The organism is Bacteroidia bacterium, from assembly GCA_016218155.1.
In the GTDB taxonomy this organism is placed as follows: Bacteria; Bacteroidota; Bacteroidia; order Bacteroidales; family GWA2-32-17; genus GWA2-32-17.
In genome coordinates this window covers 135,552-153,324 of the sequence record JACREQ010000059.1, presented here as the reverse complement: position 1 = coordinate 153,324, position 17,773 = coordinate 135,552, and the positions used below count along the sequence as shown (strand labels likewise).

The following is a 17,773-nucleotide window of genomic DNA, read 5'->3' as shown; positions in this document are numbered from 1 at the left end:
AATTGTTCTGTGTTTTTACAAATTATATTTTGTTTTATAAGCAAGTGCGTACATTTTCATTTGCTTAACCATTGAAAGTAATCCGTTTGAGCGTGTTGGCGAAAGATGAGTTGTTAAGCCAATTTTATCAATAAACCAAAGATCTGCATTTGCAATTTCATCCGGTGTGCGGTTAGATAATAGCCTGACTAGCAGGGCAATCATCCCTTTTGTAATTATTGCATCGCTATCGGCATAAAACTTTATTTTTCCATCAACAAACTCATCTTGTAGCCATACTTGTGATTGACAACCTTTTATTAAATTTTTGCTTGACCGGTATTCTTCTTTAAACTCGGTTAAATCTTTACTGAGCTCAATTAAATAAGTATACTTTTCCATCCAGTCGGCATAAACCGAAAACTCTTCAACAATCTGTTCCTGAACCTGATCAATAGTCATTTTATGCAAATAATTGTTTAATTTTTAAAAGAGAATCAATCAAATAATCAATTTCATTGGTTGTGTTGTAAAAAGAGAATGAGGCTCTTACAGTTCCCTCAATTCCATAAAATTTCATAATTGGTTGAGTACAATGGTTTCCGGTTCTTACGGCAATATCCATTTTATCTAACATCATCCCTGTATCAAAATGATGAATTTTTCCAATTAAAAAAGATATTACACCAACTTTATTTGGTGATGTTCCATATATTCTAATATCAGGAATTTTGCTTATTTTTTCATTTGCATAATTTAGAAGCAAATTCTCATATTCGAAAATATTTTGTCTGCCTATTTTCTCGACATATTTTAACGCAGCACCCAAACCAATTGCGCCAATAAAATTTGTTGTTCCTGCTTCAAACTTAAAAGGTAAGTCGTTATAAGTTGTTTTTTCAAACGTTACAACTTTAATCATGTCGCCACCACCTTTGAAAGGAGGCATTTCATTCAACCATTTTTCTTTACCATAAAGAACACCAATGCCAGTTGGACCATAAATTTTATGTCCCGAAAAAGCATAAAAATCACAATCCAGTTTTTGAACATCAACCGGTTGATGATGTATGCCCTGTGCTCCATCAATAAAAACAGGAACATTATGGCAATGTGCAATACTGATTATCTTTTCGATGTCATTAATTGTTCCGAGCGAATTTGAAACATGATTTACCGAGACAATTTTTGTTTTTTCTGAAAAAAGCCTGTCGTAAGCTGCTAAATCGAGTTCACCGGTATATGTTAAAGGAATAACTTTTATTTTAGCACCTGTTCTATCACATAATAATTGCCATGGAACAATATTACTATGGTGTTCTAATTGTGAAAGAATAATTTCATCGTCCTTTTTTACAAATTTTTCTCCAAATGAAAAAGCAACAAGATTTACTGATTCGGTTGTCCCCGAAGTAAAAATTATTTCGTGTTGATGTTGTGCATTAACAAAATTCTTAACTGTTCTTCTTGCATGTTCATATGATTCGGTCATTTTTTCACTTAAGTAGTGAACCCCTCTATGAATATTGCTGTTATATTTTTGATAATATTCATTTGTAGTTTCAATAACAGATTGTGGTTTCTGGGTTGTAGCAGCATTATCAAAATAAACCAGCTGTCTGTTATATATTTTTTGTTGGAGCAAAGGAAAGTCGCTTCTTATTGCCTGTACATCAATCATCTGATAAGTATTTTTAATATTACAAATTTAACTATTCTATTTTGCTAAGTTAATGTTTTTCCAGTAAAAATTTAATTACTCAAATACTAAAATTGTTTAAGAAAGTTTTAAAAGATGAGGTTTTTCGCAGATTTGTGATTTTCAAATAGTATTTTTGTATAGAATTAATATAGCCATGACATTAAGATTTGATTTTTTAGTAATCGGTTCGGGGATAGCTGGGTTATCAGCTGCCTTAAAAGCAGCTAAGTATGGAAAGGTATGTGTAGTAACAAAAACACAAATTGACGAAACTAATACCAGATATGCTCAGGGTGGAATTGCTGCTGTAACTTATCAACCCGATTCTTTTGAAAAACATGTAAAAGATACAATTATTGCCGGTGCAGGTCTTTGCAACGAAGACATTGTAAGGATGGTTGTTAGTGAAGCACCTGAGCGCATAAATGATTTAATTGAATGGGGAATTGATTTTGATAAAAATAACGATGGCAGTTTTAATTTAGCCCGCGAAGGTGGTCATACCGAACATAGAATTTTACATCATAAGGATAATACAGGTAACGAAATTCAAAAAGTTCTTTCCATTCAGGTAAAGAAAAACCCAAACATAACAGTACTCGAAAATCATTTTGCAATAGACTTAATGACACAGCACCATCTTGGAAGCTATGTAAGAAGAAGTAATACTGATACAGAATGTTATGGTGCATATGTTATGGATTTACAAAAACACCAGATTTTCAGACTACTTGCAAAAAATACTTTTATCTCGTCGGGAGGTGTAGGAAATTTATACCTTACAACAACTAACCCAAATATTGCAACTGGTGATGGTATAGCTATGGTTCACAGAGCAAAGGGAATAACTGAAAATATGGAATTTATTCAATTTCATCCAACTTCACTTTATAATCCGGGAGAACGACCTTCATTTTTAATTTCAGAAGCATTACGAGGATTTGGAGCAGTATTAAAAACAATTTCTGGTCGGGAATTTATGCAAGAGTATGATACCAGAGGATCGCTTGCACCACGTGATATAGTTGCAAGAGCAATTGATTATGAAATGAAAAGTCATGGCGACGATCACGTTTATATAGATTGTACACATCTTGATAAAAACGAATTACAATATCGTTTTCCGAATATTTATGCTAAATGCTTAAAAATTGGAATTGATATTACAAGAGATATGATACCGGTAGTTCCTGCTGCACATTATCTTTGCGGTGGAATAAAGGTTAACGAAAACGGATGTACGCATATTCATCATTTATATGCTGTGGGCGAAGCTGCTTCAACCGGCTTACATGGTGCAAACCGACTAGCGTCAAACTCATTAATAGAAGCAATTGTATTTGCTCATCGTTCTGTTCATCATGCAATTTCAATGTTGTCAAACATTAAATATCAGGAAGACATTCCGGAATGGAACGATAAAGGAACAACCCAACCACGTGAGATGGTGTTAATTACCCAAAACACAAAAGAAATTCATCAGTTAATGACAAATTATGTTGGAATTGTAAGATCTGACAGTAGGCTTGAAAGAGCTTTTGCCAGACATTCAATGATATATAATGAAACCGAAGAACTATATAAAATCTCAAAAATCTCTCAAAAACTTTGTGAGTTAAGAAATTTAATTACTGTAGGGTATTTAGTAATAAAAGCAGCATCAGTTCGCAAAGAAAGTATTGGTTTACATTATAATATTGATCATGCTTCAGAAAAAATAAAGGCATCGCTTTAAATAAAATGCCTGCAACCTTTAGCTTAGTTCCCGTGTCTTGACTTTACAAAAAAGAAACAATTATTTTTTCTTATAAATTAAAGACTGTATATTTGTAGTTAAACGTTAAAAAAAGCAACACATGAGAACATTTATTTACATGTTTTTTATAATTCTTTTTGCAATGCCAACATTTGCAAAAAATGTAGATGTAGAAACCGCAAAATCTGCAGCTAAAAACTTATATTATTTGAAAGTTAGTCAGCTAAAAGATATTAAACTAGCCGAACTTAATCTTTCATTGGCATATACTGAGGTTGTAAATAGCGAACCTGTATATTATGTTTTTAATGTTAACTCAACCGAAGGTTTTGTAGTAATCTCTGCTAACGATATTGCAATGCCATGTATCGGTTATAGTTTTGAGGGAGCGTTTCCAACAAATAATCTGCCTCCAACATTTAGTTATTATATGGGTGCTTTTCGTGATCAGATAGCTTCAGCTATATCACAAAAAGCAGCTGCTTCTGCTGAGGCTACTGCAGAATGGACAAGGCTTCTTGCCAATAATCCAACACCAGTAAAAACTTTAAGTACAATGCCATTACTTATTCACACCTGGAATCAGGATTGGCCATATAATGAATTATGTCCTGCAGATGCTGCAGGCCCTGGTGGTCATGTTTATGTTGGCTGTGTTGCAACATCTATGATACAGTGTATGAAATATTACAATTACCCAACTACCGGAACAGGAACCCATACAAATTCAACTATAACTAATGGTGGATATGGTAACCAAACTGTTAATTATGCAAATCAGACTTATGTTTGGGAAAATATGCAAAATGTTCTTGGTACTTCAAGTTCATCATCAACCTTAGAAGTTGCCAAAATTGGTTTTCATGCAAGTGTTTCTGTTAATATGAATTATGGTGCTGACGGATCAGGTTCACAAACTTCAAGTATTCCTGCAGCTCTTGAAAGTCATTTTAAATATTCTACAGATTGTCAGTATGTTCAAAAAACTAGTTATACTCAAACAAACTGGGAAAACATGTTAAAAACTCAGATTGATAGTAAATGGCCTATGGTTTATCAAGGATTGGAATCAGCTGCATCTGCTGGTCATGCTTGGAATTGCGACGGTTATATTACTGGTACAACTAACGAATTTCACATGAACTGGGGTTGGGGTGGATCTGCAAACGGTTATTTTTCTGTTGCAGGTGCAATAAATTCTGGTGGTGGTTATACTTTTGATACAAATTTTGGTGCAGTTATTAATATCTACCCATCAGCAAATTATCCAACATGGTGTTCCGGTACAAAAACAATAACAGGAACAGCAGGTACATTTAATGATGGCAGTGGTAACCAAAATTATTTAGATAATCAGGATTGTCTTTATTTAATTCAACCAGCTTGCGGATCATTTGTTACACTTTTATTTGACAGATTTGATTTAGGAACAGGTGATCTTGTTAAAGTTTATGATGGCGCAACTACAAGTGACCCTTTATTAGCAACATATGATGCAGCTAATTTACCTGCTTCTTCAATTACCTCAACTTCGGGTAATATGTTACTTGAGTTTATTACTGATGGAAGCAATAACGCAACAGGATGGTATGCAAGCTATAGTTCATTTCCTTGTACTGGTTCAAAAACACTAACAACACCTTCAGGAACAATAAGCGATGGCAGTAATTCTTGTGATTATAAAGCATCATTAATTTGTACCTGGAATATTCAGCCGTCACCAGCAGCAGCTTCAATTTCATTAACTTTCCCAGATTTTAACTTTGCCGCAGGTGATGCAGGTGATGCATTAAAAGTTTATAAAAATACCACAGGAACTTTAATTGGTAGCTATAACGCATTAAATTTACCCCCTGCATCATTAGATATTGTAGCATCAAAAGTAATTCTTCGTTTCCAGACAAATAGTACTAATCAGGGTGCAGGTTGGACTGTAAACTACAATTCAACATTAACCGGAATAGAAAATAATCTTGCAGAATTTAGTACTGGAATATTCCCAAATCCATTTACCAACGATGCAACTATTAGTTACACATTAACCGATGTAACTGACGTTAAGATTTCTGTAACAAATGTTTTAGGCGAAGTTATTGGTAATTATAACAAATTTGAAACAGCCGGATCGTACAGTTTACCTTTAAGTTCATTTACAGAACAAATTTCACAAGGAATGTACTTTGTTAACTTCTCATTTAATGATAAGCTAACAACGGTTAAAATAGTTTGTACAAAATAATAAATCTCTTAAGGCTGGCTAATTGCCAGCCTTTTTTTTCTTTAATTTTTATGAAAAAACTTTTCTTATTTCTAATTGTATCTCTTTTTGCTTTTGCAAATGTTTTTTCTCAAACCAGATTGTGCTCAGAATATGAGGCTAATAAAAAAGCTGAAACTGAAAATCCTGATGCGCTACCTGCAAAAGCGGAATTAACAAAGTTTACAAAAGAATATATTCAGAATAAAAATAAAACAGAAGAAGTATATGTTATACCAGTTGTTTTTCATGTTTTACATAATTATGGCGCAGAAAATATTTCGAAAGCACAAATTTTAGATGCTGTACGGATTTTAAATGAAGATTTTAGAAAGCTAAATTCTGATACTTCTGATATTATTCCAGAATTTAAAGGTATTGCAGCAGATTCTAAAATAGAATTCAGACTGGCAACTATCGACCCTAATGGAAATTGTACAGACGGGATTGTTAGAGTCGTAACAAGTTACACATATAATGCAGATGATGATTCGAAATTAGAATCCCCTTCATGGGACAGAACAAAATATTTTAATGTGTGGACATGTAGTTCAATAGGGTCTGGAGCTGCAGGATATTCATATTATCCCTCTAGTGTATCGGGGTCGTGGGGTGCAAGCAGAGACGGTGTAATTATTTTAGCAACATATGTTGGAAGTATTGGAACAGGAACAGTATATACATCAAGGGCGCTAACACATGAGATAGGGCATTATTTAAACCTTGCTCACACCTGGGGAAGTACAAACGAGCCAGGACTCCCCTCTAACTGTAATTTTGACGATGATGTTGCGGATACACCAAATACAATAGGACATACAAGTTGCGATTTAGATGCAAACACCTGCGGTTTTCTTGATAATGTTCAAAATTATATGGAGTATGCATATTGCGATAGAATGTTTACCTACGGACAGAAAGACAGAATGCGTGCAACCCTTAATAGTCCTATAAGTGGAAGAAATAATCTTTGGAGTCCCGCAAATTTAATTGCAACAGGAACAAATAATGGTGCTGTTGCTCAGGTTTGTTTACCAGAACCGGATTTTTCATATTCCAAACGATTTGCCTGTAACAATTTACAATTGCAATATACAAACTTGACATGGAACACTGATTCTATTTCAAGTATTTATTGGTCATTCCCTGGCGGAAACCCATCAAGTTCAAACGCTCTTAACCCAATTGTATCCTATGACAACCCTGGAAATTATAGCGCAACTCTAATTGTAACAAATGCCACAGGAACAAATCAATTTACAAAAAGTAACATAATACAGGTACAAAATTCATTATTAGGTGAAGGGGTTCCATGGATTGAAGGATTTGAGAATAATTTATTTCCTGTTAACACTTTAGATTCTACTAAAAATTGGTTTATTTCAGGTAATGCCAATGCTAATTGGGAGAGAACACAATCGATTTTTTATGATGGGCAGGCTAGTGTTTTTGTTGCAAACGATATAAACAATATTGGACAAACGTCAGAATTATTTTCTCCAAATATTCTTTTTGCGGGCAACGACCCTAACAATTTTTTTACTTTCAGATTTGCCTATGCACAAAAAAATACTGATAATACTGACAAATTAATTGTTTATGCCTCATATAACTGTGGTCAAACATGGTATCCACGACTTTCAAAAGTTGGTGCTGCGTTGTCAACAAATGGTGGTGCTTTTGTTAATTCATTTATTCCTGACACATCGGAATGGCTTAAGCAAAGTATTAACCTTGGTCTTTTCATGAGCAGACCAAACATTAGAGTTAAATTTACTTTTACTTCAGGTGGCGGAAACGAAATTTATATTGACGACATCAATTTAGAGAAAATAACAAATGTTAATGAATTACCTCTTTCTTTATCAAATAATTTAAGTTTGTTTCCAAACCCAGTAAATGAAGAAACAACAGTAAACTTTGACCTAAGTGAAAAATCAGAAATTAAATTTGAGCTATCAAATGTTTTGGGTCAAAATATTGCGACGGTTGAGGATAATTATACCACAGGACCATATAGTTTATTAATAAGTGATTTGTTAAAACAAAGTTTACAATCAGGCATGTATTTTATGACAGTCTCTATAAACGGGAAGTCTCAAACATTAAAATTAATTAAAGAGTAATTTATTTTATTGCATTCCAGCCCTGAGCCATTATTTGAATAAAATTGCCGTCAGGTGAAATTAAATTCAGCCCTTCAGATGCGTTTGTGATATTTCCTATAACACTAATTCCTTTTATCAATTTTATCTTTTCAAAGTCCGATAATGGTATTGTAAACAGTAATTCATAATCTTCGCCTCCATTTAAGGCTGCTGTTTCAGGTGGAAGATTAAATTCATTTGCCATTTTGCATGTTTCGGCATCAATTGGAATTTTTTCGGTATATATTCTGCAGCCTGTTTTAGATTGTTTGCAGATATGAATTAATTCTGAACTTAAACCATCAGAAATATCTATCATAGATGTTGGAAGAATTCCCTTTTCTTTCAGTTTCTTTATTATGTCTACCCTTGCTTCTGGCTTAAGCTGTCGTTCTAAAATATAATCATGACCGGATAAATCGGGTTGAACTTGAGAAGTTTCAGAAAACACTGTCTTCTCTCTTTCAAGCAATTGCAATCCCATGTATGCAGCACCTAAATCTCCCGACACACAAATCAAATCTGTTTCTTTTGCTCCGTTTCTGTAAACAATTTCGTTTTCATTAGCATAGCCCATGGCTGTAACCGAAATCAATAAACCTGTTAAGGAACTTGAAGTATCGCCACCAATTAAATCAACACCGTAATGATTGCATGCAAGACGAACACCTTCATATAAATCTTCAATTGCTTCAACAGAAAATTTTGAAGAAACTGCTAATGAAAATGTAATTTGTTTTGGAGTTCCATTCATTGCAACAATATCCGATAAATTTACAACAACCGACTTATATCCAAGATGTTTTAATGGAGTGTAAATTAAGTTGAAATGAATTCCTTCAACTAATAAATCTGTTGTAACCAATATTTTTTTGTTGGAATAATCCAGAACAGCAGCATCATCTCCAATACCATATATAGTTTCCGGATTTATCTTCTTAATGTTATTTGTTATATGTTCAATTAAACCAAATTCGCCAAATTCAGATAATAGAGTAACCTTTTTTTGCATAAATAAAAAATTAAAGTGCAAATGTATGAATAAAATAAATTAGGAGATTAATAGTTTGATTCAAACTTTATTCTTCAATTCTGTTACCATTGCTGTCAAATTTAATGACCTTAACCTTTCTTCGTTTCTCGATCACATAAAAAGGCACAAACAGATTATCAAATTTCTCATCAATTATGAGCTCGAAATTATTTTGAAGTAGCTGATATTTTTCACCAAGAACTTTTTCGTCAAGTGTAAGAACATATTTACCAATAGGAATATACATTTCAAACGAACCATCAAAAGAAGTAAGTGTTGTAAATGAGCGATCATTTACTGCAGTAATTTTTATGCGCGATAAATCTAATTGTTTTTCAGCATCTGCTCCCATTTTTTCCCTGTCCATAAAAACTTTACCCGTAACCTTTACCCCGCGAACAAAAGGCACAAACACATAATCAGTTTTGGTTAAATATAAAGTGTCATTTATGTGCGGAAACCACCCGTTTAAATCAGGAATTGAAAATGCACTATAATTATAAGCTCCAACCGGAACGTTAATTAATTCAGCTTCGCCATCTTTATTCGTAATTATTTCCCACGCATCGACTTTTATGACTACATTTTCTAACAAATCTTCATTGCGCTCCCTTTTACCATTTCCGTTAATATCATAGAATGCAACAAACTTACTTGTACCATATTTCTTTTTTGTTTTAGGTATGGGAATCCCAAATTCTTTACGAATACCTGCCCCCAGATAAAAATTTCTTGACCATTGTGGTTCAGCAACTTCTTCGCTACCATTTGAAACATAATAAGATGGTCCATTATTGGATTTGGCTCCGATAGAAAAATTTATTTCTGCAAAAACTCTAAAACGCCATCCCTTTTTTGTATAACAATATATTTCAGGATTTAAATTTAAGCTTTTTCCTGATAATGTAGAATATGAAAACCCTGCTGCATTTTGCATAACAAATGACGGTCGTGGAAACACATATTGGTGGCGAAGTGTAAGACTTATATTTTGTGGATTTTTCACACTGTTATATAAAAAATAATTCCTGCTTACACTTAAATTTCCTAGTGTATATCGTGTCATAAACGATATTGTTCTTACCTGAATGAAACCGGCAAGTTGTAAAAAGAAATATTCTTTGCTAATTGTATCTAAAGCATAGTTGTAACCAGAGCGAATATTTATAAAATACCGGTAATTATCGGCCATGTTATACTTTCCAAGATTCAGACCAAGACCACGAGAATGTACTCTAAAATCCTGTATTCGTGTAAAATTATAAAATGCAAATGGACTGAAATTGCCAACCTTAGAATTTAATCGGTTAAAATTTAATTGATTATTCAACTGATAATCATAAAATGGAATGTTATTTTGACTAAATGGATAACGATAAAAATTATTTTTAAGACCAATACTCCATTTTTCATTTAATTTATAATCGTTACCGACGTTTGCCGTTAATCTTTCGAGACCAAATATTCCATATTCTGAAGAGTTAAACATTGCACTAACATGAGTATTCATTTTCTGATGCAAATACCTTCCGGAATAATAAACCCCAGCTAAAAAACCATATTTAACAACAGTTGAATCCTGTTCGACATTACGGCTTACTCCTGCCCTGATTCCAAATGTGTGATTTTTAATAAAATTTGTAGACGCATTTATGTTAAGTACATCGGTAAATTTACGCTGATCGTTGTTAATGCTATGACCAAATTGTGTAGTTAAACGAACTAGTTTGTTATGGAAATTATGTACTAAACCAAATGTTGTATACTGTGGATTCTTCGAAAACAATCGAGGACTTGTTGTATAAAAAGCAGCGATTCTCTGATTTTTGTTTATATAATATTCGGCTTTAAGTCCCTGTCCGTTCTGATAAGTTCCAAGTACTCCGCCTGTAATATTTCCAAATTGAACATTAAATTTTGAATGAAAATAACCCAAATAAAGATTTGCATTTTCATAAGGATTAGTTGTAAAAATATTGGTCATATAACTAAACTGAGTGTTATAAACCAATGTAGAGGTTTCAGTTAAAAATGCCTGTCCCCTTAAATTAATATTCATCATAGGATTATCACCCAAAATATTATATGCATTCATGTCAAATATAATAGGGATAACATCTGTACCATATCTGTTTACTTCCCATTGATCAGACAACTGAATAAAATCAATTTTCTGACCGGCACGAAACTGATTGATTTCGCCCATATTAGGAGAAGTTGAATTTGCTAATATTGAATATTTATTAGCTTCGCCTACACTAAAAGGATTATATCCTTCGTAATCAATAAGTCTGTAATTTCTTGGTTCTATTTGTTTTGAAAAGGTATAATGAAAAGTTGTATCTGATTGTGATTTGATTCGAAAAGTGAGTGGATTTGAAGATATTTTTTCACCGGTTGAATCTAATATAGCAGTATTTCTTGAAATAGCATTTTGTGTAAGATGAATATCCTGTTCTTCTGAACTATTATTCATCAAAGTAATACTAAATGGAGCTTTTGTCTGACCATTTAATAAATATATTTTTTTCTCATCTGAGGTTAAAACCCAGGATGTTTTCTTTTTAATTAAACCATAAAAGTAAGTATAACCTAATGGCTCGTTGTTATCACTATAAAGATATGTTGTAAATAAAAATCTTGTACTTCCTTTCAAATTAACTTTTGGCAGAATATGAAAAGGAATAAATATGCTATCACCCGGTGCTATCTGGTAAAGTTGATCTTTTTTGGTAATGGCCTTCCAGTCTGAAGGAATCGAGATGTCTACATAAAATTTAACCGCAATATTTTTGTTATTTGTTACTGATAAAACATTTGAAATCATTTCTCCCTTAACAAAGTCCACAATATCTTTCTTGAATTTCATAATAATTCCAGAAGTATTTGGCTTTTTAATAAGTGAAATAGTATCTTGCAAAACAGGTGGAATAGTGTCCTGTGCATTTATTTGCAAGGAAAATAAAGTACTTATGAAAATAATAATATAAAAGAATACTTTATTCAATTCTTTAAATTAAGGTACTTCAACTAAACAAAAATTAATTTTAATCTGATATGCTCCTGGTCTGATGTTAAACCCGGGCATTATTCTATAATCTACAGTAAAGTTATATTCGTTATAATCGGTCAGATAACTTCCTGGTCCGTTAATATTAGTTCCATCACAGGAACCGGGCATATTTCTAACAATAAGTTCGGGAATAATTTCGAGTACATCATATTGAACATTTCCTGCAAATATTTGATAAGTTCCGCTATTTAATGGTGTTCCACAGCCATTATATACATTTACCTGAATTAAATTCAGTTCAGGATCATTACCTGAAGTTCCGTAATAATATAAATTTTCCCACTCATTGTTAGGTAAATGTCCATTATTATCAACATACATAATTAATTTCCACTTGCAACTACCGGCAATTACTTCATCAATTTTTAATCTTAATTGTGTAGATCCACTGTGGGTAATACCTGTAACAAATTTCCTCATATCGTTAAATTCAAAGTCAACATTACCAGATGTTGACATAAGAAAATCGCTTGTACCAGCAATTGCATCTGCACAATTAGAGGTAGTTGGATTAGCACATGGTTGAGAAAAACCAATACCTGCTATTGCAAAGCATAAAAAACTTAAAATAATTTTACCGTATACTTTTATCATTCGGTAATTGTTAGTTGCTTTTTATAAATAAAGAGTTAGCAGGATTTGCTAACTCTTTATTTTGAAGGCTATTGATCTTCAAGTAGAATGTATTTAGCATTCATGGTATAAACACCAGGATTTGCGTAAGTACCAGCACCACCAACAGTCACCAAATCTTCGGCAACACCAGCATTTGTACCAGCATTAGGGAAAATTGCAGGTAAGCTTGGAAGAATGCGATAGTCAATAGTAAAATAATAATCACTGAAAGTACCAGCAGCTGGTGTAGCGGTTAAATATGAGCCACCATCAGCACCTTCACCTGCGCCTGTACCAAACTGTCCTTGAATATATTTTTCAGCAGCACCAGGAGTAGTATAAGGAGTAGCGCTTGCAAAAATACTATTTACGCCAGGAGCAGGAGTGTTTGCAGGAGAAAATAATGCACTATAATCTGTTTGAGCACCTGCAGCGGTTGGATCAAACTGATTTGGTTCATACTGGTGAAGTTCAAGTAAGCTTAAAGGTAACTGGTTACTTGCATTAGGTCCACCACCACTGTAAGTCATTTGCTGATCCCAGAATGTTCCATCCTGTGAAGTTCCAACAGCATAAAGATCCCATGATACAGAGGAAGAAACTTTTAAAATGGTTGCTGCATATTTAATAATACCACCATAATAATCGCGGATATCATCAAATACAAAATCAACCTGATCAGAAGTTGTCATATGAAGTTGCAAAACTGGTTGCAAATCCATTGTTACTGTAACATTTTTTTCGTCAATTAGTTGACCAAATGAAAATGCTGAAAACATTCCTAAAAAAGATACAATTAATAATAATTTTTTCATGCCTGTAAATTTAAATTAAACATTTTTTTGATTTGTCTTTACTACGCGAAGACCAACGCGTTTCAGAATTCTATGCTTCATAAAACTCTGATGTGGTTTAATTTCTGTTTGTTTTTTAGGGTCGGTTTTTTCCTAAAGTTGTCGTGTTATTAACATCTTTTCAACAACTGTTATACTTAAATAATTTAAAAAAAGTTTCCTTTTTTAGGGAACTTCAAACTCTGCTTCGGCTGCAACAATTTCTTCGGAACTACCAAAATCAACTACACCAACAGCAGTGTATTTGCCCGATGGCAGGCTTGTGGGCAATTCGTAAAAAAAATCGCGAAAATACTGTGGTAAAATAGTAAACCGTTTTACCTGTAATTTTTCTTGTTTACCTGTTTTTAAATTTGTTAACTCAACATAAGAAGTACAATAACTAATACCATCTCCGGTATTTTTTGCAATCATTTCAATTTTTCTGTTTCCATCCTTTTCCTGCAACATAAATTTCTCAATAAGAACACTATTAATTTTTACATTGGGTGGATTTTGATATACATATACTCCAAAACCGAAACTTGGGGTAATTCCCATTGCTAATCTTTTTGTGTGGTCTGTTGCATCTAAAGCGGGGCGATCTACAACCTGATCGATAGTAATAATCGTCCATAATGCACGTAATGCCTCTTCATTATCTGGTATAGTAATAACAGCTTTTAATTTTATCTCTTCGCCGGGTTTTAAAGAAAAGTAAGATGGTGAAACATTAATGTATTTAGATAAACCATATTTACCTTCACCTTGTTTTAACGATAGCGGTTTTCCATTTCTTCCCATTTCAAAATCGCAATATCCGATACTGAAATTATATAGTTGTTTTGTAGAATTATTAATTCTGATTTCTTTTGCTACAGTTGTTCCTGGTTTAATATTTAAATGCATGCTTGAAGGTGAAACAGAAACGCCCATATCCTGAAAAGCTGAATCAGGAATCTCAGGTCTTGTTTTAGATTTTAAACTATCTGTTTGTCCAAATACAACACTACTACTTGTTAAGACAATTAATAGTAATATTTTGAAATTCATAATTATTGAATTTAAATTTAAAAGTTCTACGATAAACAAATTAATAATGTTTGTTTTAATTTTAAGTTAAAATCATGGTGAATTTCCAATGAGTTATTTAACTTTATTGGAGTCGTAATTTTTTTGTAATTTTCGGAATTAATTTTTATCGTATGAAACGAGCATTAACAGTTATAGGGACAACAATAATTTTTTTTACAATTATTTATTCATGTATAAGAGTTCCTGCTAGTTCAGAAAAAATATTTGTAGTAAACACAAAGTTTGGAGACATTAAAATTAAGCTGTATGACCAAACTCCTTTACATAGAGATAACTTTATAAAATTGGTTTCCGAGAAATTTTTCGACGATTTGCTTTTTCATAGAGTAATTTCTGAGTTTATGATTCAGGGGGGTGATCCCGATTCTAAAAATGCTCAACCAAATGTAATGTTAGGTAATGGTGGCCCGGGTTATAATATTCCGGCAGAAATAACACCGGGAATTTTTCATAAAAAAGGTGCATTGGCAGCTGCCCGCGAGTCTGATAATGTTAATCCCAAAAAAGAATCTTCTGGTTCGCAATTTTATATTGTTCAGGGAAAGATTTTTACCAGTCAGGAATTAGATGTTATTGAATCAAAAAAAAATCAGAGTCTAAAAAATCAGATATTGGGAAATTTATTAATGGCTCCGGAAAGTGAAAATCTGAGGATGAAACTTGATTCTGTGAAAAAAATCGGAACTCAAGAATCATTAATGAATTTTATTAAGGAGCTTGATCCAATAGCAGAAAAGGAACTTTTAAAAGTTGGCAAATTTACATTCAGTCCCGAGCAAAGAAAAACATATACTACAATTGGCGGAACGCCACATTTGGATGGTGCCTATACCGTTTTTGGTGAAGTTATTGAAGGAATGAATGTTGTTGACAGTATTGCCGCTGTTAAAAAAGACAAAAATGACAGACCTTTGGTTGATGTTAAAATGAAAATTAAACAAATAAAATAAAGTTTTCAGATGAAAGAAAAAATTACGCAACTGATTTCAGAAATTCGTTCGGCACAGGTTGCAAATAAAGTACAGTTAGAAGAATTCAGATTAAAATATCTTTCAAAAAAAGGCGAAATATCAACTTTATTTGATGGCTTTAAACAGGTATTAAGCGAACAGAAAAAAGAGGTTGGTCAACTTCTTAACACTTTGAAAAACGAAGCTCAGGAAAAATTCTCGTCATTTTCTCAAAAAATAGAAAGTGAAGAGACTGTAACAAATTACAACGACTTAACAATGCCAGGTGATCCAATAGAAGTTGGAAGTCGCCATCCTTTAAGCATTGTAAAAAATGAAATAATTGATATTTTCAGTCGTTTAGGATTTACTGTTTCCGAAGGTCCAGAAATAGAAGATGACTGGCATGTTTTTACTGCATTAAATTTTCCTGAAGAACATCCTGCACGTGATATGCAAGATACTTTCTTTATTGAAAAAAGTCCCGACATATTATTACGAACTCATACCTCATCGGTTCAGGTAAGGGTTATGGAAAATCAAAAGCCACCTATCCGGATAATTATGCCAGGCAGGGTTTTTAGAAATGAAGCAATCTCTGCTCGTGCACATTGTTTTTTTCATCAGGTTGAGGGATTATATATTGATCATAATGTTTCATTTGCCGACCTTAAGCAAACGTTGTTATATTTTGCCCGTGAAATGTTTGGTGCAGAAACTCAAATCAGACTTAGACCGTCTTACTTCCCATTTACAGAGCCATCAGCCGAAATGGATATTTCGTGTAATTTATGTGGTGGCGAGGGCTGTGCATTTTGCAAACATACAGGTTGGGTAGAAATTCTTGGTTGTGGTATGGTTGATCCTAATGTTTTAGAAAAATGCGGAATTAATAGCAAAGAATACACCGGATATGCCTTTGGTATGGGAATAGAAAGAATTACAAATTTAAAATTTCAGGTTAAGGATTTAAGAATGTTTTCAGAAAATGATATTAGGTTTTTAAAACAGTTTTCAAATTCTATTTAATATTTGTTTAAAGATAACATTACTAAAACACATGATTTATAGGTTTTAATTCCATTTTCTTTTGCTTTTTTTGCAAATATGGCATTCTCAGTTCCCGGATTAAAAATTATTCTTCTTGGTTTTAATGAAATTACATAATCCATATATTCTTCCTGTCTTGCAGGAGATAAATACATTGCAACAGTATCAATATCTGAAACAAGTATTTTTTCTGTCGTTATTTTTATTTTTCCAATCGAGCCTTCTCTAACTCCGATGGCAACAACGTTATAACCATATCTTACAAGTTTCTCAACAGCTTTGTAAGAATATCTGTCAGGATTTGTACTAGCTCCTAATACTAAGGTTTTCCTCTGTTCGAAAGATGTCATTAAACACAAAATAAACAGATGTAAATATATGTAATAACTGTATCTTTAAACAATAAAATATTGATCAGACTTTTATTAATATTTTAACATTATGCTTTTAACAAACAGGCGTTTAATGAAAAATTTAACTACAATACCCGGATGCGATGATTGTGCAATTTTATCAAATTCTCTTTTTTCGCAATTAACAACAGATGAAATTACAAACTTAAATTTTGATAAAGGCTGTAATTTTCATAAAAAAGGAAACATTATTTATCATGAAGGCAGTAGAGTTAATGGCTTCTATTGTGTTAACAAAGGAATTGTTAAGCTTTTTAAAACTGGCTTAGAGGGACGTGAGCAAATAATTAGATTTGCAAAAAAAGGTGATATAATAGGTTACCGTTCATTGTTAAGCGGAGATTTGGCATGCCATACAGCAAAAGTATTGGAAGATGCTACTATGTGTTTTATACCCGGAGAATCATTGTTTGCTTTACTAAAAAAGAATCCTGAATTTGCAATTGAATTGCTGCAATTAACATGCAGAGAACTTGGAGAAGCAAATGCATTTATTACAGATATTGCTCAAAAAACAGTCAGAGAAAGATTAGCAGAAGTGTTGTTTATTCTGAAAGAAAATTTCGGACTTGATGCAGAAAACGTACTTCAGATTTCCTTAACAAGAGAGGAACTGGCAAATATAATTGGTACTGCAACCGAATCTGTAATAAGGCTTTTAAGCGAATTTAAAGATGACAAACTGATTGAATTAAGTGGCAGAAAAATAAAACTTCTGGATCAAAAAGCCCTTAAGAAAATTGCCAATATGTACGAATAGATTTTTTACAAAAATCTGCTGTATTACAGTTTCGTATTTATTAACATAAAATATTATTATATTTAAACCGAAAAGGGTTTTAAGTTTCTTGGTATTTTATTATTAAAAAA

General features: G+C 32.7%; 14 protein-coding genes. 6 read left to right on the top strand and 8 right to left on the bottom strand.

Annotation, left to right across the window (positions count from 1 at the left end; genetic code table 11):
- Positions 1 to 15: 15 nt before the first annotated feature.
- Positions 16 to 441 carry a SufE family protein gene (locus HY951_11450; protein ID MBI5540667.1) on the bottom strand — a complete coding sequence of 142 codons (426 nt, stop codon included), beginning with the start codon at positions 439 to 441 and terminating at the stop codon, positions 16 to 18.
- Position 442: 1 nt separating this feature from the next.
- On the bottom strand, positions 443 to 1,660 hold the full coding sequence (locus tag HY951_11445; GenBank protein MBI5540666.1) for a cysteine desulfurase: 1,218 nt from the start codon (positions 1,658 to 1,660) through the stop codon (positions 443 to 445).
- A 175-nt stretch (positions 1,661 to 1,835) separates the two neighbouring features.
- Here HY951_11445 and nadB point away from each other — a divergent pair, with 175 nt between their 5' ends.
- The 3 genes from nadB to HY951_11430 all read left to right on the top strand — a co-directional run bounded on the left by nadB (position 1,836) and on the right by HY951_11430 (position 7,820).
- The gene (gene nadB, locus HY951_11440) at positions 1,836 to 3,416 is read left to right on the top strand and encodes an L-aspartate oxidase (protein ID MBI5540665.1); all 1,581 of its coding nucleotides are present in this window, start codon (positions 1,836 to 1,838) and stop codon (positions 3,414 to 3,416) included.
- Between the two features lie 121 nt (positions 3,417 to 3,537).
- Positions 3,538 to 5,676, top strand: coding sequence for a C10 family peptidase (locus HY951_11435; protein ID MBI5540664.1), 2,139 nt, complete (start codon positions 3,538 to 3,540; stop codon positions 5,674 to 5,676).
- A 50-nt stretch (positions 5,677 to 5,726) separates the two neighbouring features.
- The gene (locus tag HY951_11430; protein ID MBI5540663.1) at positions 5,727 to 7,820 is read left to right on the top strand and encodes a T9SS type A sorting domain-containing protein; all 2,094 of its coding nucleotides are present in this window, start codon (positions 5,727 to 5,729) and stop codon (positions 7,818 to 7,820) included.
- Between the two features lies 1 nt (position 7,821).
- Here HY951_11430 and thiL read toward each other — a convergent pair whose 3' ends face one another.
- The 5 genes from thiL to HY951_11405 all read right to left on the bottom strand — a co-directional run bounded on the left by thiL (position 7,822) and on the right by HY951_11405 (position 14,448).
- The gene (gene thiL / locus HY951_11425; GenBank protein MBI5540662.1) at positions 7,822 to 8,853 is read right to left on the bottom strand and encodes a thiamine-phosphate kinase; all 1,032 of its coding nucleotides are present in this window, start codon (positions 8,851 to 8,853) and stop codon (positions 7,822 to 7,824) included.
- Between the two features lie 67 nt (positions 8,854 to 8,920).
- Positions 8,921 to 11,881, bottom strand: coding sequence for a hypothetical protein (locus HY951_11420; GenBank protein MBI5540661.1), 2,961 nt, complete (start codon positions 11,879 to 11,881; stop codon positions 8,921 to 8,923).
- A 9-nt stretch (positions 11,882 to 11,890) separates the two neighbouring features.
- A complete protein-coding gene (locus HY951_11415) occupies positions 11,891 to 12,541 on the bottom strand; it encodes a hypothetical protein (protein MBI5540660.1) in 651 nt (216 codons plus the stop codon).
- A 68-nt stretch (positions 12,542 to 12,609) separates the two neighbouring features.
- Positions 12,610 to 13,377: a hypothetical protein gene (locus HY951_11410; protein MBI5540659.1), complete on the bottom strand. Its 768-nt coding sequence runs from the start codon at positions 13,375 to 13,377 to the stop codon at positions 12,610 to 12,612.
- Between the two features lie 204 nt (positions 13,378 to 13,581).
- On the bottom strand, positions 13,582 to 14,448 hold the full coding sequence (locus HY951_11405; GenBank protein ID MBI5540658.1) for a hypothetical protein: 867 nt from the start codon (positions 14,446 to 14,448) through the stop codon (positions 13,582 to 13,584).
- A 152-nt stretch (positions 14,449 to 14,600) separates the two neighbouring features.
- On the opposite strand from HY951_11405, the gene HY951_11400 reads away from it, so the two are divergent.
- Positions 14,601 to 15,440, top strand: coding sequence for a peptidylprolyl isomerase (locus HY951_11400; protein MBI5540657.1), 840 nt, complete (start codon positions 14,601 to 14,603; stop codon positions 15,438 to 15,440).
- Between the two features lie 9 nt (positions 15,441 to 15,449).
- Positions 15,450 to 16,469, top strand: a complete 1,020-nt coding sequence (pheS, locus tag HY951_11395) for a phenylalanine--tRNA ligase subunit alpha (protein ID MBI5540656.1) — start codon at positions 15,450 to 15,452, stop codon at positions 16,467 to 16,469.
- Here the strand turns inward: pheS and HY951_11390 are convergent.
- Positions 16,466 to 16,840 (bottom strand): CoA-binding protein, encoded by a 375-nt coding sequence (locus HY951_11390; GenBank protein ID MBI5540655.1) that lies wholly within the window; start codon positions 16,838 to 16,840, stop codon positions 16,466 to 16,468. The genes pheS and HY951_11390 overlap by 4 nt on opposite strands.
- Positions 16,841 to 16,955: 115 nt before the next feature.
- Here HY951_11390 and HY951_11385 point away from each other — a divergent pair, with 115 nt between their 5' ends.
- Entirely contained in the window at positions 16,956 to 17,663 is a 708-nt protein-coding gene (locus HY951_11385; GenBank protein MBI5540654.1) for a Crp/Fnr family transcriptional regulator, read from the top strand.
- Positions 17,664 to 17,773 lie beyond the last annotated feature (110 nt).

Coding starts and splice junctions, on each gene's coding strand:
- HY951_11450 (MBI5540667.1), bottom strand. CDS start 441: ATGACTATTGATCAGGTTCAGGAACAGATTGTTGAAGAGTTTTCGGTT.
- HY951_11445 (MBI5540666.1), bottom strand. CDS start 1,660: ATGATTGATGTACAGGCAATAAGAAGCGACTTTCCTTTGCTCCAACAA.
- nadB (MBI5540665.1), top strand. CDS start 1,836: ATGACATTAAGATTTGATTTTTTAGTAATCGGTTCGGGGATAGCTGGG.
- HY951_11435 (MBI5540664.1), top strand. CDS start 3,538: ATGAGAACATTTATTTACATGTTTTTTATAATTCTTTTTGCAATGCCA.
- HY951_11430 (MBI5540663.1), top strand. CDS start 5,727: ATGAAAAAACTTTTCTTATTTCTAATTGTATCTCTTTTTGCTTTTGCA.
- thiL (MBI5540662.1), bottom strand. CDS start 8,853: ATGCAAAAAAAGGTTACTCTATTATCTGAATTTGGCGAATTTGGTTTA.
- HY951_11415 (MBI5540660.1), bottom strand. CDS start 12,541: ATGATAAAAGTATACGGTAAAATTATTTTAAGTTTTTTATGCTTTGCA.
- HY951_11410 (MBI5540659.1), bottom strand. CDS start 13,377: ATGAAAAAATTATTATTAATTGTATCTTTTTTAGGAATGTTTTCAGCA.
- HY951_11405 (MBI5540658.1), bottom strand. CDS start 14,448: ATGAATTTCAAAATATTACTATTAATTGTCTTAACAAGTAGTAGTGTT.
- HY951_11400 (MBI5540657.1), top strand. CDS start 14,601: ATGAAACGAGCATTAACAGTTATAGGGACAACAATAATTTTTTTTACA.
- pheS (MBI5540656.1), top strand. CDS start 15,450: ATGAAAGAAAAAATTACGCAACTGATTTCAGAAATTCGTTCGGCACAG.
- HY951_11390 (MBI5540655.1), bottom strand. CDS start 16,840: ATGACATCTTTCGAACAGAGGAAAACCTTAGTATTAGGAGCTAGTACA.
- HY951_11385 (MBI5540654.1), top strand. CDS start 16,956: ATGAAAAATTTAACTACAATACCCGGATGCGATGATTGTGCAATTTTA.